We start from the raw sequence: 15658 nt of genomic DNA on the forward strand, positions 1-15658 counted from the left end.
CGTCAAGATGACGCGAGTCTATGCCAGCCCCGACCAGGGGCGGGGTCACCGCGCGGAGCCGTACCCTTCTTCGCCCAGCTCCTCGAGAATGCGGTTCAGATCCTGGATCGATGCGAAATCGATCGTGACCTGGCCTTTTCGGGCACCGAGCGAGATCCGGACGCGCGTGTTGAGCCGGTCTCCGAGCTTGCCGGCGACCTCGTCCAGGTAGGCCCGCCGCGCACCCGGCGTGGGCTTGGGAGTCTTCCCTGCGGACGGCTGCGACTTGGCGGCTTCCTCCGTCGCGCGAACGGACAGGTCTTCGTTGACGACCTTGTCCGCCAGACGCTGCATCGCCTCCGGCGAGTCCACGCTGAGGATCGCGCGGGCGTGCCCGGCGGTCAGCACGCCGGCGGCCACCCGCTGCTGCACCGGCACCGGCAGCTTGAGCAGGCGGATGGTGTTGCTGATCTGGGGACGGGAGCGCCCGATGCGCGTGGCCAGCTCCTCCTGGGTGATGCCGAAGTCGTCGAGGAGCTGCTGGTAGGCCGACGCCTCTTCGAGGGGATTCAGCTCCGAGCGGTGGAGGTTCTCCAGCAGCGCGTCACGCAGGAGATCCTCGTCGGCCGTGTCGCGGACGATGGCGGGGATCGCCTCGAGTCCGGCCTCGCGGGCAGCCCGCGTACGCCGCTCCCCCATGATGAGCTCGTATTCGCCGTCGTTGTTCTTCCGGACGACCACCGGCTGCAGCACGCCGAACTCACGGACGCTGTGCACGAGTTCCGCGAGGTCCTCGGGGTTGAAGTGCGTGCGGGGCTGCCGCGGGTTGGGGACGATCGCCTGCGGGTCGACCTGGATCAGGTGGATCCCCGGCACCGCCTCGAGTTCGGTCTCGGGCGCGGCGTCGGCGCTCGTGGAGGGAGCCTCGGGGGTCGGAGCGATCTTCGCGCCGGGGAAGAACACGTCGACGGGACGTTCGGTCTGGTCCGCCGTCGGGATGAGGGCGCCGATACCGCGGCCGAGTCCAGTGCGCTTCGCCATTATCTCTCCTTGCTCTGCGTCTGTCGCGACGCGATTTCGACGGCGGCCTCGCGGTACGCGATCGCCCCGGCGGACTGACCGTCGTAGGCGATGACCGTCTGGCCGAAACTGGGGGCTTCCGACACACGGACGGAGCGCGGAATCACGGTGTCCAGCACCTGCGAAGGGAAGTGGGACCGCACTTCCTCCGCCACCTGCTGGGCCAGCCGCGTCCGTCCGTCGAACATCGTGAGGAGGATGGTCGACAGATGCAGACCCGGGTTGAGGTGCTTCTGGATCATCTGGATGCTGCCGAGCAGCTGGCTCAGACCCTCCAGCGCGTAGTACTCGCACTGGATCGGGATGAAGACCTCGTTCGCGGCGGTGAAAGCGTTGATCGTGAGCAGCCCGAGGGAAGGAGGGCAGTCGATGATGACGAAGTCCACCGGATGGTCCGCGAGGTAGTCCTCCAGAGCCCGACGGAGGCGGTGCTCTCGCGCCACCTGCGCGACGAGCTCGATCTCAGCGCCTGCGAGGTGGATGGTGCTCGGCGCGCAGAAGAGATTCGGACTCTCCGGGCTCGGCTGCACGATCTCCGCGAGGGGGAACTCGTCGATGAGGACGTCGTAGACGCTCGGGGTGTCGGCGTTGTGGGGCACCCCGAGGGCCGTGGAGGCGTTCCCCTGCGGATCGAGGTCGATGACAAGGATCTTCGCGCCCAGTCCCGCCAGCGCGGATGCGATGTTCACGGCGCTGGTGGTCTTACCCACGCCGCCCTTCTGATTCGACACCGTCAGGATGCGGGTGTCGCCACTGAACTCAACGGAGACCCCTTCCAGCGCGCGGCGCCGGGCGGAGAGATCCGCGATTTCTCGCGCGAGGGGTGTATCCATCCCGAACGACTCGTTCGACGATGCCTTCTCGGACTGTTTCACGTGAAACATCCACTCCTTTCGGGGCCGCGTTCCACTCTAATCGCAGGGACGGACCTCGCATCACCGGCACGACCAGGCAGCAGGATACGTGCCTCGCGTACCTCGTCCGCCGGATGGCCTGCAGGACGCAGAACCTGGACGTTTCACGTGGAACGCCTGGTTGCACTCCCGTCCTGCAGATTGGCCTCCTTGCCTCACTTCTCTGGCGTGTCGTCCGGGGTAGCGGGCGGAATTGGGGCCTCGTCTTCATCCGTGTCCCAGGGTCACGTCGGGTGGCACGCCCGCCTCGGCCAGATCGAGGACATTCCTCCCCGTTCCGCCGTCCTTCCACGCCGTCATACAGCCCTGAACCCATAAGAGCCCCGGCTTCGGGGACCCGCGATGGGCACTCCGGCACGCGCAGGCTCGACATTTGCGCGCCGCTCCCCCAAGACGGGGCAGGCACGACGAGCGCTACGCCGCCAGACGGGAGCGCCTCGGAGGACTGCTTCCTTGTCCGTGTCTGAACGGCCCCCTGCACCGGTCCAGCTCACCTGCACCATGCCATCGTCGTGTGAACCTCCGCACGACCCTTGGTCGGCCTAGGCACTCGGCGTAGCCCGGGTCCCCCGTGGTGCTCCGTCCGCGCCTGCCTCCACCCGTCGCTGCCGTAGGGAGTCGTACGCGGCGCACGCCGGTCACCCGGCACGCGGGATCCTCCGGTCCGCTGCTCTTCGTGCGTGAGGAGAGCTGATGAGTCCACACTCTCGGCCCTGTTTCACGTGAAACGTCCCGCGGTCCTCCATCTTCAGGCGAACGCGAACTCCGTGTCGCTGGATCCCGCAGGTGGTCCAGTAGGCCGACCTGGCGTGAACTTTCTGGGGACCGGGAGCGGTGGCGCCCGCTGGAGTGCGCCCTGCATGCCGTGGCGCAATCGAGAAGCTCGGCACCAGTGTTCGCCAGGCACGGCCCGGGATCCTCCGCGACACCCCCAGAACGATACGCGGGTGACCGTGCGCACGTCGTCGAGCTCACGGCCACCGGTCGGTGCTCGGTCACGCACGAGGGTTCCACGCGGTCCGCCAATCCCTGAGAGCACACCTCCTTAAATCCCGGCCGCCTACAACCAGACAATCAGACAGCCCACGCCGAACCCTTCACTACAGGGGCACCCGCACCCACGAACGACCGCGTTCCAGCCGCCGCATAGATGGAGAGCGCCACCGTGAGTGCGACGCAACCCACGACCGATCACCAAGACTGACGCCCAGAAACCACCTGACTGTCATTGGGCCGGGCTTCGTCAGATCACGCAACCGCCCTGACCGCCGCAGGCTCACCCTGGACGACGTTCAGGGGAGACGGCGGTACGGAGCCCGACGCTCGGCTCCGCGCGCTGCGATCCGTGGCCGTCGTCGCCGGGGAGCATGGGACACCGACCGTGGATTGGGACGCGGCTGCTCCCCCCTGCCCACGTGCTTCCACAGCGACTGGATTTAACCGTTTCACGTGAAACCACGGAAAGACGCCGAACTCTCGGCTCTGCGCGCTGCGATCCTGGTTCAGCGCTGCCGCGCAGCATCAGGCCCTCTCCTAGATAAGGAGACGGCTGTCGCCCTGCCGGCGGTGCTCGCGCGGCGCCTGACGGCCAACGTTTCACGTGAAACAGCGGTACCAGCCCGACGCTCTGCCCTGCGCGCTGCGCTCCCTGCCAACTCCGCCAGCAGCATCGAACACTGGGCTCGAGCAGCAAGACGATTGCCTTACGCACCGAGAGTCCTTCGCCCGGGTAACTGTCGCCACCGTTTCACGTGAAACCGCCGCACGGCTCCCGATGCTCGGCCATTCGCGCCAAGCCTCTTAGCCAATATCGCCGCCCAGCCGTACCTACCGCCCTCAGGCAGTGAGCCGAGATCTCCCCTAGCCGCCAGCGCTTGGACCCCAGCTGCATTCAGCCGCCCTTTCACATAAACGTCGGCGGCGTCTCCTCCTCAGCGCACCGAAGGGGTCGGACGCCAGAAGTTGCGCCTACCCACAAGGCGTCTCCGTAGGCCTACCGTGCCGCCCGGACATTGGTCCGCCGCATTCGCTACACGTCGTCGCCGTTGTTTCACGTGAAACGGAGCAAAGCCGACAGGTGCCGGCCGAAGCGACGCACAGCCCTCTCCTGAGTGAATCCGAGCGGCCGAGCCCAGCCAGTCGTCCGCCCGCCATCGCGAGTACGCGCTGAGCGGGGCAGCGCTCGCGTTGCCACCCGACCTCGCATCGGGGCGCGGCCATCCGGATGGGGGGCCCACAGCGCATGGAGCCAGGCGTTCGTGACGAGCGGAGTCGCCCCGGTTCGCGGATATCGCCTGGGCGCTGCCGGGCCCTACTCATGCAGGCACCGGAGCCTTGCCTTGGTAGCGCTCGGAAGACAGGGCATCACGGCAGTCACCGCGCGGACGTCGCCCCATCCCAACGGTCGACGGACACGGCCCACCCCTCAACCTCACGGGTGCCATCCCGCCCTGCCTCGGCAACACCTCCACCTCGCCATCGTCCCGTTCGCCCATCCGCGTTCACGGCACCCACTGACGAGCCCGGAGAAGGACGAATGTCGAAGCATCGGCGCACGGCAGTGTGACGATAGCCCACTCCCCCTGCGTCGCGTTCCTATCCCCAAGGCGATACAAGGGTGCAGACGGGAAGCTGTTTCACGTGAAACAGCTCGGAGTCCGAATCGGAGCAAGGCACCTTGCGCGACGCACCGACACAGGGCATCCCAGCCCAGCGCGTCGACCCGCGGAGCGAGTCCATCGATACGACGACAGGACGAACCATGGTGGGCGCCGGGAACGACGACAGCTCCGACTCCGATCCGGACGAAGACAGCCGCAGCCGCAGCCTGAGCGGCCTCCGTGACGTGCTCGCCCGACATCTCGCCGTAGAGACTGCCTTCCCGGCGACGTATCGACGGCGCCGGGAACATGGGTGCACGTTCGGACCCCGGGTCAGCCCCCCGTTTCACGGGAAGCGGCGACCTCCTCAGCGCACGGAGGCGCGAACGACCCGCGTGGTCTCCGGGAGCAACCCCTCACCCAGCACCTCGACCCGAACATCCGCGAGCTTGAACTTCGCGATCTGCTTCCGTGCCGCTTCGATCTCGTTCGCGGCGTTCATCCCCTTCAACAGGGCCAGCTCCCCACCATCGCGGACTAGGGGCGCTGTCAGAGGGATCAACGTCCGCAATGCGCTCACCGCACGAGCCGTGACGACATCGAAGGCGCCCTTCGCACGCACGTCCTCGGCACGCGCGCGGAGAATGGTGACGTTGGTGAGTCCCAGGTCATTCACTTGCTCAGTCAACCAATTGATCCGGCGCTCCATCGGCTCCACGAGGGTCCACGACACGTCGGGTCGCGCGATCGCGAGTACCAGACCAGGAAGTCCGGCTCCGGACCCGATGTCCGCGACGGAGCCGTGGAACAGGGGCGCGGCGATCGCGCTGTTCAGGATGTGACGGGTCCACAACCGGGGCAGTTCCAGCGGTCCGATCAGGCCCCGCTCCTCCCCCTCACGCGCAAGGGATTCTGTGAACCGTCGAGCGAGCTGCAGGCGCTCCCCGAAGATCTGGGCAGCGACTGCCGGCTCCTGCTCGACGGTCTTCTCGCCGGGATCCTGCGTCTCGGACACGTGCCAGAGCTCGCCTTCCGTGTGTCAGTGCCGCCGCAGGACCGTGTGGCGGTCCGCGCCCTCGCCGTACGACTCGGAGACGAGCCCGCGCTCGGCGGCGATGTCGTGGACCAGCTTGCGCTCATAGCTCGACATCGCCGGCAGCGAGGCCTGCGACGAGCCCTCATCGAGCTTGGCAGCCGCCGCCTCGACCAGGGTCACGAGCTGACGGCGCCGCGCGTCGCGGGATCCACCGATGTCGAGGATGAGGCGCGAGAACGAGCCGGTCTTGTTCTGGACGGCGAGACGCGTGAGCTCCTGCAACGCCTGCACCGTATCGGGAGCGGAGAGCAGCGCGAGTCCGTCACCCTCGGCCTCGACCGAGACGTAGGCACGACCCTGACGGACGTCGAGGTTCAGATCACCGTCGATGTCTGCGATGTCGAGCAGCTCCTCGAGGTAGTCCGCCGCGACGTCCCCCTCGTTCTCGAGCTGCGCCACAGTGGGCTCTGTGCTCCCGGTCACGACCTCGCTCATGACGCGTTCCCCTTCTTCTTCGCACGCTTCTTGCCGACCGGCTGCTGTCGCTTCGGCGCCGCCGCCTTCGCTTTCTCGGCCTCCTCGAGCAGGCGCTGCTGCTCGGCCTCGTAGGCAGCCATCGGGACGACCTTGCCGGAGGAGTCGATCGCCTTGCCCTTGCGGGCGAGCCGCTCCTCGCGAGCCTTGGCGGCTTCAGAGCCGGGAGTCGGCATCTCACGGATGACGAGGAACTGCTGCCCCATGGTCCAGAGGTTCGAGATGAACCAGTACACGACCACGCCGAGCGGGAAGAAGACACCGGAGAAGATGAAACCCAGCGGCAGAACGTAGAGCATGATCTTCTGCATCTGGTACGCCTGGCCGGTCTTGGCCTCCGGCGAGAGGTTCTTCGAGATGATCTGCAGCTGCGTGAAGAACTGCGACGCGATCATCAGGACGACCAGGGTGATCAGGATGATGATCGCCGTGACGTTCTGGGCCTCGATCGCGTTGCCGAGGTTCTCGTGCAGGGACGCGACCCCGAAGAGCTTGGCGTCGTAGAACTCCTGCGTGAGTTCCGCGCTCAGCAGCCCGACACCGCCGACGCCCTGCGTCGCGTGCTTGCTGACGTCGCTCAGCACGCTGTAGAGCGAGAAGAAGATCGGCATCTGCACGAGCAGGGGCAGACAGCTCGACATCGGCGTCGTGCCGTGCTTCTTGTACAGCGCCATCGTCTCGCGGCTCATCGCCTCGCGAGAGAGCTGGTCCTTCTTGCCGCGATACTTCTCCTGGACTTTCCTCAGTTCAGGAGCAATTTCCATCATCTTCCGCTGGCTCTTGATCTGCTTCACGAACAGCGGGATGAGCGCTGCACGGACCACGATCACGAGGCCGACGATCGAGAGGACCCAGGTGATTCCGGAGGCCGCAGGGAGACCGACGGCCGTCAGCAGCCAGTGCCAGGCGACGAGGATGAGCTCGACGACCCACTTCAGCGGCCACAGGATCGTGCCGAGCAGGTCGAATCCGCCGGATGCCGGTTCCGGGCTGGGGGTGGCACTGGCGAACAGAAGGTCAAGACCCACCGATCAGTCCTTTCGGGAGGGGACGACGAAACCGTGTGCGGTCAGGTCGTAGCGGAAGTGTCGATGCGGTGTGACGTCGTCGACGCCTCCGCGAGACCAGGGATTGCAGCGGAGGATGCGCCACGCCGAGAGCAGAGCCCCCCGCACGGCGCCGTGCTGCTGCACCGCACCTACAGCGTAGGCGGAACAGGAGGGGTAGTACGCACACACGTCCCCGTACATCGGCGAGACCACCTTGCGGTACCCCGCGAGGAACGCGAGCACGGCGTTGCGCGGCAGGAGCGGGATGCTCCGAACCGCGTCTCGCCCGCGCATCTCCCCGGACCCCACAGAGGACGCCGGCAAGGCGGTCATGATGCGGCCTCGGCCGGCGTGAGCCGAGCCAGGCAGCGATGAACGTCGCTGCGGAGTTCGGCGTACGACGCGGTCGCGGACGCAGGAAGGGCACGGATGACGACATCCGTGCCCTGCGGAACACGCGGCAACGCCTCCGCACAGACGGCTTTGAGTCGCCGACGCACGGTGTTGCGCACCACTGCGGTGCCCACCTGCTTGCTGATGATGAAACCGAACCGCGCTGCCCTGCTCTCGCCCGTCGCCAGCATGGAGGTGAGGACGCGGGCCCCGCCACAACGCGATCCGCGTCGAACGACCAGTCGGTAGTCGCTCCCGCGGGTCAAACGGAACGGGCGGGCGAGCACAGCTGCTTACGCGGAGAGCTCGGTGCGGCCCTTCGCGCGGCGTGCCGAGAGGATGGCACGACCGGCGCGGGTGCGCATGCGGGCGCGGAAGCCGTGCTTCTTGGCGCGACGACGGTTGTTGGGCTGGAAGGTGCGCTTGCTCATGAGATCACTCCGGGAATGCTGCCACCGGATTCACTTCGACCGGAGACATAGGGAACTGCCATACAGGCATAAGTCAACCGATTAAGGGTACGTCTTGGCGGCGCGCAGGGCAAATCTACCGTACGGCCGTTCTCGGCCGCTCCGCGCGCGAGGGCGCCATCCGGCCGTCGATATGCTATCCGTCACCGCCACCTTCAGCAGCGACACCGAGACCAGGACTCTCCCCTGGCCGGCGGTCGGGAACGCGCAGTACACCACGTCGGACTCGTCGGCCTGGATCACGATCACGGCACCCACCGACAGCGACGATCAGACGGTGGGTTGCAGGATCTACTGGAACGATGAGCTGGTCGTCGAGAAGACCTCGGACTCGGGCACGGTCAGCTGCGAATACGACGCCGACTGACGGCGCCCGGCTCCCCTCCACACAGGAGCTATCCACAACCCCGAGCAACCGACCGAACCGTCACACGACCTGATTCTCTGCGGCAGGTTGCCGTTCCCGACGCCGATGACTAGCGTGGGCATCCGTAGTTATCCACAGGGCAGCCTCTCCCGCGCTCCCCTTCCCGATCCGTCGTCCGGAGCACCATGTCCTCACCAGCCCAGCCCGATGTCCCGATCTGGACCACGGTGCAGGAGCTGCTGGAATCCGATGACCGGGTCACCCCGCAGCTCCAGGGCTTCCTGAGCCTCGCGGTGCCGGCCGGCGTGATGTCGGCGACGCTGTATCTGGAGGTGCCGAACGACCTCACCGCGGCACAGATCAACAAGCGTCTGCGCCTGCCCATCATGGAGGCCCTCGCTCATGTCGGCGAGGAAGTGACGTCGTATCGGGTGGTCGTGAACCACGAGCTCGCCGATCAGCCCACCGCTCCCATCGCCGTGGCGGACTATGGTCGGCAGGACCCGGTGCGCGCCGAGTCACCGATGGAGCAGCCGACGGCGCTACGCCACGAGTCACGCCTCAACCCGAAGTACACCTTCGACAACTTCGTCATCGGCCAGTCCAACCGCTTCGCCCACGCGGCCGCGGTGGCCGTCGCCGAGGCGCCCGCCAAGGCCTACAACCCGCTCTTCATCTACGGCGACTCCGGACTGGGCAAGACCCACCTCCTGCACGCCATCGGCGACTACGCACAGTCGCTCTACGCCGGGGTCAAGGTGCGCTACGTCTCCAGCGAGGAGTTCACGAACGACTTCATCAACTCCATCGCCAACAACCGTGGCGCCGCCTTCCAAGCCCGGTACCGCGAGGTGGACATCCTCCTCATCGACGACATCCAGTTCCTCCAGGGGCGTGCGGAGACGCAGGAGGCGTTCTTCCACACGTTCAACACGCTGCACGACCACAACAAGCAGGTCGTGATCACCAGCGATGTCGCGCCGAAGCACCTCACGGGCTTCGAGGACCGCATGCGCAGCCGTTTCGAGTGGGGCCTCATCACCGACGTGCAGGCGCCCGATCTCGAGACCCGTATCGCCATCCTGCGGAAGAAGGCGCAGAGCGAGGCCCTCCACATCCCCGACGAGGTGCTCGAGTACATCGCCACGGTGGTGTCCTCGAACATCCGCGAGCTGGAGGGAGCACTCATCCGGGTGTCGGCGTTCGCGAGCTTGAACCGCTCGGCCCTCGACATCTCCCTCGCCCAGACCGTGCTGCGGGACATCATCGACACGGCCGAGGACAACATCATCTCGCCCACCGACATCATCACGGCGACCGCGCAGTACTTCAAGCTCACCGTCGACGACCTCTACGGGTCCAGCCGTTCGCAGCAGATCGCCACCGCCCGGCAGATCGCCATGTACCTCTGTCGTGAACGGACCAGCCTCTCCCTCCCGAAGATCGGCCAGCTCTTCGGCAACCGCGACCACACGACGGTCATGTATGCCTACAAGAAGATCAGCGAGCTCATGAAAGAGCGTCGCTCCATCTACAACCAGGTGACCGAGATCACCACGCAGCTCGGCCGCCGCTGACGACCTGCACTCACGAGAGGGACGCCGCATCCGATACCCGGACGGCGTCCCTCTCGGCTTTCCCCGACCATCCGCATGGCCGGATAGATGCGTCTATGCACATGTGGATAACTTGTGGATGACCGTGGAACGCGCCGTGCCGGATGTGGGCCAATCCAGCAAACCTGTGGATAACCCCGGGAAGAAGAAACGCTGACCGCCCCCTCTCCACCCGCGGATTCCTCAGGGTCTCCACAAGTGACAGGCTTGTAGTTCCCTACTCGCGTCTGCTTTCCACCGAGTTATCCACAGTATCCACAACTGTTAACACCGTTAAGGAGTTAAGTCATTCAGGGTGCGATCCGATCACCAGACGGTGGGGAGAACCGTCCGAGGCATGACAAGTCCTCCGGCGTAGGGAAGCGCAGGACTGTGGGGCTAGCATGGGATTCCCTGCACTGGCAGGACCCGACGACGACCCGTCATGTTCGACGACAAGGGAGCACCCGTGAGGTTTCAGGTCAACCGCGATGTCTTCAGCGAGGCTGTGTCCTTCGTCGTCAAGCTGCTCCCCCAGCGCAATCCGCAGCCGATCCTCGCCGGAGTCCTGATCGAGGCTGACGGTTCGGGACTCACGCTCTCGGCCTTCGACTACGAGGCCTCCGCACGGACGACCATCGAGGCGACGGTCGAGACCCCGGGCACGATCCTCGTCCACGGCCGCCTGCTCTCGGACATCGCGAGCCGACTCCCGAACGCTCCCATCGAGATCGCCGTGGAGGATGACGGCGGGATCGCCGTCACCTGCGGCTCGGCGCGCTTCACGCTCGCCGCCATGCCGGTCGAGGAATACCCGTCGATCCCCGAGGTGTCGGGATCCTCCGGCGTCGTCCCCGCCGACGAGTTCGGCACCGCGATCGCGCAGGTCGGCTTCGCCGCATCCCGCGACGATGTGACTCCCGTGTTGACGGGTGTCCAGCTCGAGGTCACCGGCCACACGCTCAGCCTCGTCGCCACCGACCGCTACCGGGTCTCGCTCCGCGACGTGCCGTGGGACGGCGAGGCCGTCGAGGCGACCGCGCTGGTCCCCGCTCGCACGCTCGTCGAGGTCGGGAAGACCTTCGGTCACGCCGGCACGATCCAGATCGCGTTCTCGGGAGCCGGAGACCGCGAGATCATCGCGTTCACCGCAGGCAACAAGACCGTGACCTCGCTGCTCATCAAGGGCAACTTCCCCCCGGTGCGACGCCTCTTCCCGGAGCAGACCGACCACTACGCCGTCGTCAACACCGCCGATCTCATCGAAGCCGTCCGTCGTGTGTCCCTCGTGCTCGATCGTGCCGCTCCGCTCCGCTTCACGTTCTCGACCGACAGCGTCACGATGGATGCGTCCGGCAGCGAGCACGCCCGCGCGTCCGAGTCGGTCGACGCGATCCTCTCCGGCGGCGATGAGGTGACCCTGGGGCTCAACCCGCAGTACCTCATCGAGGCGCTCGGCGCGGTCAAGAGCGAGTTCGTGCGGGTGACGTTCACCTCCAGCGACAACGCCAACAAGCTCAGCCCGGTCCTCATCACCAGCCAGACCTCCGTCGACCAGGCCGGTCTGGACTCGTTCAAGTACCTGCTGCAGCCCAACCTGCTCCTGCGCTGAGCGCGAGCTCTCGCCCCGAGGGAGTGTCCGACCCGGGAGGTAGGCTGGCTCCGTGATTGTGGAGCACCTCAGCCTGGTCGATTTCCGCAATTACGCGACCGCGGAACTCGCGCTGCACCGAGGGCCGAACGTGCTCGTCGGGCGGAACGGCCAGGGCAAGACGAACCTCGCCGAGGCTGTGGTCTTCCTCGCGACACTCGGGTCGCATCGGGTGTCGTCCGATGCCCCGATGGTGCGGGACGGCCAGGACTTCGCCGTCATCCGGGCTCGGCTCTCCCACGGCGAGCGGCGCGTGCTGGTCGAGGTGCAGCTCAATCGGCAGGGATCGAACAAGGCTCGCATCAACGGCTCCCCGTCGAAGACCAACGAGCTCCCCCGCTATGCGCACGTCGTGCTGTTCGCGCCGGAAGACCTCCAGATCGTCCGCGGAGACCCGTCGGCCCGTCGCCGGTTCGCCGACCAGCTCCTCATCCAGCGCACCCCGCGTCTCGCCGCGGTACTGGCCGATTACGATCGCGTGCTCAAGCAGCGCAATGCCCTTCTCAAGTCGGCGCGGGCGCGCGGCATCCGCGGTGAGGCCTTGAGCACGCTGGACGTCTGGGACGACAAGCTCGTGTCCCTCGGATCGGAGATCATCACCGCGCGGCAGCGGTTGGCCGCCGACCTGCAGCAGCCGGTGGCCGACGCCTACGCGGCGATCGCGGGCGCCGACCACCGGCCGCAGCTGGACTGGGCCCTGTCCGTTGCCGGCGGCGATCCGGAGGACGACGACGATCGGGACGACACAGAGGGCACCGCTCCCGGCGACGACGTGCGCGGGGACACCCGTCGCATCGCCGAGATGTTCCGCGCCTCCCTCGCCGCGAAGCGATCGAACGAGCTCGACCGCGGCCTCACCCTCACCGGACCGCACCGCGACGATCTGGTGCTGCGTGTCCGCGACCTCCCCGTGAAGGGCTACGCCTCGCATGGCGAGTCCTGGTCCGTCGCACTCGCTCTGCGTCTCGCCTCCGCAGAACTCCTGCGCAGCGAGTCTCCCGCCGGCGACCCGGTGCTCATCCTCGACGACGTCTTCGCCGAGCTCGACGCGGATCGGCGCCAGCGACTCGCCACCCTCACCGCAGGCTACGAGCAGGTGGTGGTCACCGCGGCGGTGGAGGAGGATATCCCCGACGTGCTCCGTGCTCACGTGGTCCGTATCGCGGCGGGCACCATCAGCGACGAACGGAACCGATCGCAGGCAGAGGAGGGTGCCAGCCATGACTGATGTGCTCACCGACAGCGCGGCCGCGCCGGAGGCTCCCGAGACCGTCGCCACCTACCTGCGACTGCGGGGACTCCAGCCGAGTGCCAAGAACTGGAAGCGCAAGCGACGGATCACCGTCGACGACGACAACGCGCCGTTCACCCCCGGGCGCGATCCGGGCAGTCTCGGTGCCGTGCTCGACACCCTCAGCCGCGAGTCCGGGTGGGAGACGACGCTCGCCCGGGAAGACCTCGTCCGCCAGTGGGCCGACCTCGCCGGGGCGGACACCGCGAAGCACTCGGAGCCGGTGTCGCTCGAGCGCGGACTGCTCACCGTGAAGTGCCATTCGACGGCCTGGGCGAAGAACCTCCAGTTCATGCGCGCGACCATCCTCACGGAGATCGGGCGACGGTATCCGGAGGCGGGGGTGGAGAACCTCCGCTTCATCGGACCGGACGTCCCCTCCTGGAAATGGGGTCCCAGAGCCGTTCCAGGGCGGGGCCCGCGCGATACCTACGGGTAGGGCACCATGCAAGGGGTCCGAAACGCTCAGAGGGCCACACGCGGCCGTTGAGCGGCATTTCGACTCGAAACCCCGCTAGAATGGGAATTCGAGATATCGATCTGGAGAATGCCCTCTGATGACGCCTGAATCCCCTGCTGACGAGACGGAACCGAACAACGACGCTTCGTCGGGCTCACAGGCCGGAGGATCGGCGGCACCCGCACCGAAGAAGCAGCAGCCCGGTGAGTACGGCGCCGACTCGATCCAGATCCTCGAAGGACTCGAGGCCGTGCGCAAGCGCCCCGGCATGTACATCGGCTCGACCGGACCCCGCGGCCTGCACCACCTCGTCTACGAGATCGTCGACAACTCCGTCGATGAGGCGCTGGCCGGCTACGCCGACACGATCTTCGTCACCCTTCTCGCCGACGGCGGCGTGCGCGTGGTCGACAACGGCCGCGGCATCCCCGTCGATCCGCACTCCTCCGACCCGTCGAAGTCCACCGTCGAGGTGGTCCTGACGATCCTGCACGCCGGCGGCAAGTTCGGCGGTGGCGCTTACGCCGTCTCCGGCGGTCTGCACGGCGTCGGATCCTCGGTGGTGAACGCCCTGTCGACCCGCTTCGACGTGGAGGTCAAGCAGAAGGGCTTCGTCTGGCGGCACAGCTTCGCCGACGGCGGCGTCCCGCAGCAGAAGCTCGAGAAGGGCGAGGCCACCGAGGAGACCGGGACGAGCATCACGTTCTGGCCGGACGCGGAGATCTTCCAGGAGACGGTCGAGTTCGATTACGACACGCTCCGCACCCGGTTCCAGCAGATGGCGTTCCTCAACAAGGGACTGCGCATCGAGCTGTCCGACGAGCGGCCGGAGTCGGCGTACGAGACCGAGGAGGACGGCCAGGCGGTCACGAAGCAGCCGAGCGACGTCTTCTTCTACGAGCGCGGTCTCGTCGACTACGTCGAGTACCTGAACAAGGTGCGCCACGCCGAGGTCGTCAACGAGGAGATCATCGCCTTCGAGTCGGAGGACACGGCCCGCAAGATCTCTCTCGAGGTCGCGATGCAGTGGACCACGTCCTACACGGAGAACGTGTTCACCTACGCGAACACGATCAACACGCACGAGGGCGGCACGCACGAGGAGGGCTTCCGGGCGGCGCTCACCACGCTCGTCAACCGCTACGCCCGTGCGAACAACCTCCTTAAGGAGAAGGACGACAACCTCTCCGGCGACGACGTGCGCGAGGGGCTGACCGCCGTCATCTCGATCAAGCTCGGCGAGCCCCAGTTCGAGGGCCAGACCAAGACCAAGCTCGGCAACACCGAGGCGAAGGCGTTCGTGCAGAAGGTGGTCGGGGATCAGCTCGGCGACTGGTTCGACCGCAACCCGACCCAGGCGAAGAACGTCATCCGCAAGGCGATCGACGCGGCGACCGCGCGGCTCGCCGCCCGCAAGGCGCGCGAGACGGCTCGCCGCAAGAGCGTCTTCGAGTCGGCAGCGATGCCCGACAAGCTCAAGGACTGCACGAGCAAGGACCCGTCGATCAGCGAGATCTTCCTCGTGGAGGGCGACTCGGCCGGCGGTTCGGCGGTGCAGGGTCGCGACCCGCACACGCAGGCGATCCTCGCGCTGCGCGGCAAGATCCTCAACGTCGAGCGCGCGCGTCTCGACAAGGCGCTCGGCAACAAGGAAGTCCAGGCGATGATCCAGGCCTTCGGCACGGGCATCGGCGAGGAGTTCGACATCGAGAAGGCGCGCTATCACAAGATCGTGCTGATGGCCGATGCCGACGTCGACGGCCAGCACATCACCACCCTGCTGCTCACGCTGCTGTTCCGCTACATGCGCGGACTCATCGAGGCCGGCTTCGTGTACCTCGCGATGCCCCCGCTCTACCGCCTGAAGTGGTCGAACGCGGCGCACGAGTACGTGTTCAGCGACGCCGAGCGCGACGCGCTGCTGGCCTACGGCCTGGAGAACGGCAAGCGCATCCCGAAGGACGCCGGCATCCAGCGCTACAAGGGTCTCGGCGAGATGAACGCCAAGGAGCTGTGGGAGACCACGATGGACCACACCACCCGGACGCTCCGCCAGGTGACCATCGAGGACGCCGCCGCCGCAGACGAGATCTTCAGCGTGCTGATGGGCGAGGACGTGGAATCGCGTCGGAGCTTCATCCAGCGCAACGCCAAGGACGTCCGGTTCCTCGACATCTGATCACCGCGGGGCCCCTGAGCGTGTGCCAGGGGATCCGACGCCTCGACAAGCTCAGCCAAC

General features: G+C 66.8%; 14 protein-coding genes. 6 read left to right on the top strand and 8 right to left on the bottom strand.

Annotated elements, in window-relative coordinates; translation table 11 throughout:
• Nucleotides 1-45: 45 nt before the first annotated feature.
• The 8 genes from BLU02_RS09900 to rpmH all read right to left on the bottom strand — a co-directional run bounded on the left by BLU02_RS09900 (nt 46) and on the right by rpmH (nt 8016).
• Nucleotides 46-1020, bottom strand: coding sequence for a ParB/RepB/Spo0J family partition protein (locus BLU02_RS09900; RefSeq protein WP_060921333.1), 975 nt, complete (start codon nt 1018-1020; stop codon nt 46-48).
• On the bottom strand, nt 1020-1943 hold the full coding sequence (locus BLU02_RS09905) for a ParA family protein (protein WP_060921332.1): 924 nt from the start codon (nt 1941-1943) through the stop codon (nt 1020-1022). The genes BLU02_RS09900 and BLU02_RS09905 overlap by 1 nt, the downstream gene beginning before the upstream one ends.
• A gap of 2997 nt (nt 1944-4940) precedes the next feature.
• Complete coding sequence (gene rsmG / locus BLU02_RS09910) at nt 4941-5588, bottom strand: 16S rRNA (guanine(527)-N(7))-methyltransferase RsmG (protein WP_060921331.1); 648 nt, start codon at nt 5586-5588, stop codon at nt 4941-4943.
• Between the two features lie 24 nt (nt 5589-5612).
• Nucleotides 5613-6104, bottom strand: coding sequence for a Jag family protein (locus tag BLU02_RS09915; RefSeq protein WP_025102865.1), 492 nt, complete (start codon nt 6102-6104; stop codon nt 5613-5615).
• Nucleotides 6101-7171, bottom strand: a complete 1071-nt coding sequence (gene yidC / locus BLU02_RS09920) for a membrane protein insertase YidC (RefSeq protein WP_060921330.1) — start codon at nt 7169-7171, stop codon at nt 6101-6103. The genes BLU02_RS09915 and yidC overlap by 4 nt, the downstream gene beginning before the upstream one ends.
• Nucleotides 7172-7174: 3 nt before the next feature.
• A complete protein-coding gene (gene yidD / locus BLU02_RS09925; protein ID WP_060921329.1) occupies nt 7175-7525 on the bottom strand; it encodes a membrane protein insertion efficiency factor YidD in 351 nt (116 codons plus the stop codon).
• A complete protein-coding gene (rnpA, locus tag BLU02_RS09930; protein WP_082749949.1) occupies nt 7522-7872 on the bottom strand; it encodes a ribonuclease P protein component in 351 nt (116 codons plus the stop codon). Before rnpA ends, yidD begins: the two co-directional genes overlap by 4 nt.
• Before the next feature lie 6 nt (nt 7873-7878).
• Nucleotides 7879-8016, bottom strand: a complete 138-nt coding sequence (gene rpmH / locus BLU02_RS09935; protein ID WP_022879826.1) for a 50S ribosomal protein L34 — start codon at nt 8014-8016, stop codon at nt 7879-7881.
• 172 nt (nt 8017-8188) lie between these two features.
• Here rpmH and BLU02_RS09940 point away from each other — a divergent pair, with 172 nt between their 5' ends.
• The 6 genes from BLU02_RS09940 to gyrB all read left to right on the top strand — a co-directional run bounded on the left by BLU02_RS09940 (nt 8189) and on the right by gyrB (nt 15598).
• Nucleotides 8189-8422: a hypothetical protein gene (locus BLU02_RS09940; RefSeq protein ID WP_060921327.1), complete on the top strand. Its 234-nt coding sequence runs from the start codon at nt 8189-8191 to the stop codon at nt 8420-8422.
• A 185-nt stretch (nt 8423-8607) separates the two neighbouring features.
• Nucleotides 8608-9999 carry a chromosomal replication initiator protein DnaA gene (dnaA, locus tag BLU02_RS09945; protein WP_060921326.1) on the top strand — a complete coding sequence of 464 codons (1392 nt, stop codon included), beginning with the start codon at nt 8608-8610 and terminating at the stop codon, nt 9997-9999.
• Nucleotides 10000-10486: 487 nt separating this feature from the next.
• On the top strand, nt 10487-11629 hold the full coding sequence (dnaN, locus tag BLU02_RS09950) for a DNA polymerase III subunit beta (protein WP_025102872.1): 1143 nt from the start codon (nt 10487-10489) through the stop codon (nt 11627-11629).
• A 52-nt stretch (nt 11630-11681) separates the two neighbouring features.
• Entirely contained in the window at nt 11682-12896 is a 1215-nt protein-coding gene (gene recF / locus BLU02_RS09955) for a DNA replication/repair protein RecF (protein WP_060921325.1), read from the top strand.
• Entirely contained in the window at nt 12889-13398 is a 510-nt protein-coding gene (locus tag BLU02_RS09960) for a DciA family protein (RefSeq protein WP_060921324.1), read from the top strand. The genes recF and BLU02_RS09960 overlap by 8 nt, the downstream gene beginning before the upstream one ends.
• A 118-nt stretch (nt 13399-13516) precedes the next feature.
• Nucleotides 13517-15598 (top strand): DNA topoisomerase (ATP-hydrolyzing) subunit B, encoded by a 2082-nt coding sequence (gyrB, locus tag BLU02_RS09965; protein WP_082749948.1) that lies wholly within the window; start codon nt 13517-13519, stop codon nt 15596-15598.
• Nucleotides 15599-15658 lie beyond the last annotated feature (60 nt).

It is taken from the genome of Microbacterium paraoxydans, from assembly GCF_900105335.1.
GTDB lineage: Bacteria > Actinomycetota > Actinomycetes > Actinomycetales > Microbacteriaceae > Microbacterium > Microbacterium paraoxydans.

Bases quoted from the DNA above. Each gene is read 5' to 3' on its own strand.
- yidD (WP_060921329.1), bottom strand. From the start codon at position 7,525: ATGACCGCCTTGCCGGCGTCCTCTGTGGGGTCCGGGGAGATGCGCGGG.
- dnaA (WP_060921326.1), top strand. From the start codon at position 8,608: ATGTCCTCACCAGCCCAGCCCGATGTCCCGATCTGGACCACGGTGCAG.
- rpmH (WP_022879826.1), bottom strand. From the start codon at position 8,016: ATGAGCAAGCGCACCTTCCAGCCCAACAACCGTCGTCGCGCCAAGAAG.
- BLU02_RS09905 (WP_060921332.1), bottom strand. From the start codon at position 1,943: ATGTTTCACGTGAAACAGTCCGAGAAGGCATCGTCGAACGAGTCGTTC.
- BLU02_RS09940 (WP_060921327.1), top strand. From the start codon at position 8,189: ATGCTATCCGTCACCGCCACCTTCAGCAGCGACACCGAGACCAGGACT.
- BLU02_RS09915 (WP_025102865.1), bottom strand. From the start codon at position 6,104: ATGAGCGAGGTCGTGACCGGGAGCACAGAGCCCACTGTGGCGCAGCTC.
- BLU02_RS09960 (WP_060921324.1), top strand. From the start codon at position 12,889: ATGACTGATGTGCTCACCGACAGCGCGGCCGCGCCGGAGGCTCCCGAG.
- BLU02_RS09900 (WP_060921333.1), bottom strand. From the start codon at position 1,020: ATGGCGAAGCGCACTGGACTCGGCCGCGGTATCGGCGCCCTCATCCCG.
- gyrB (WP_082749948.1), top strand. From the start codon at position 13,517: ATGACGCCTGAATCCCCTGCTGACGAGACGGAACCGAACAACGACGCT.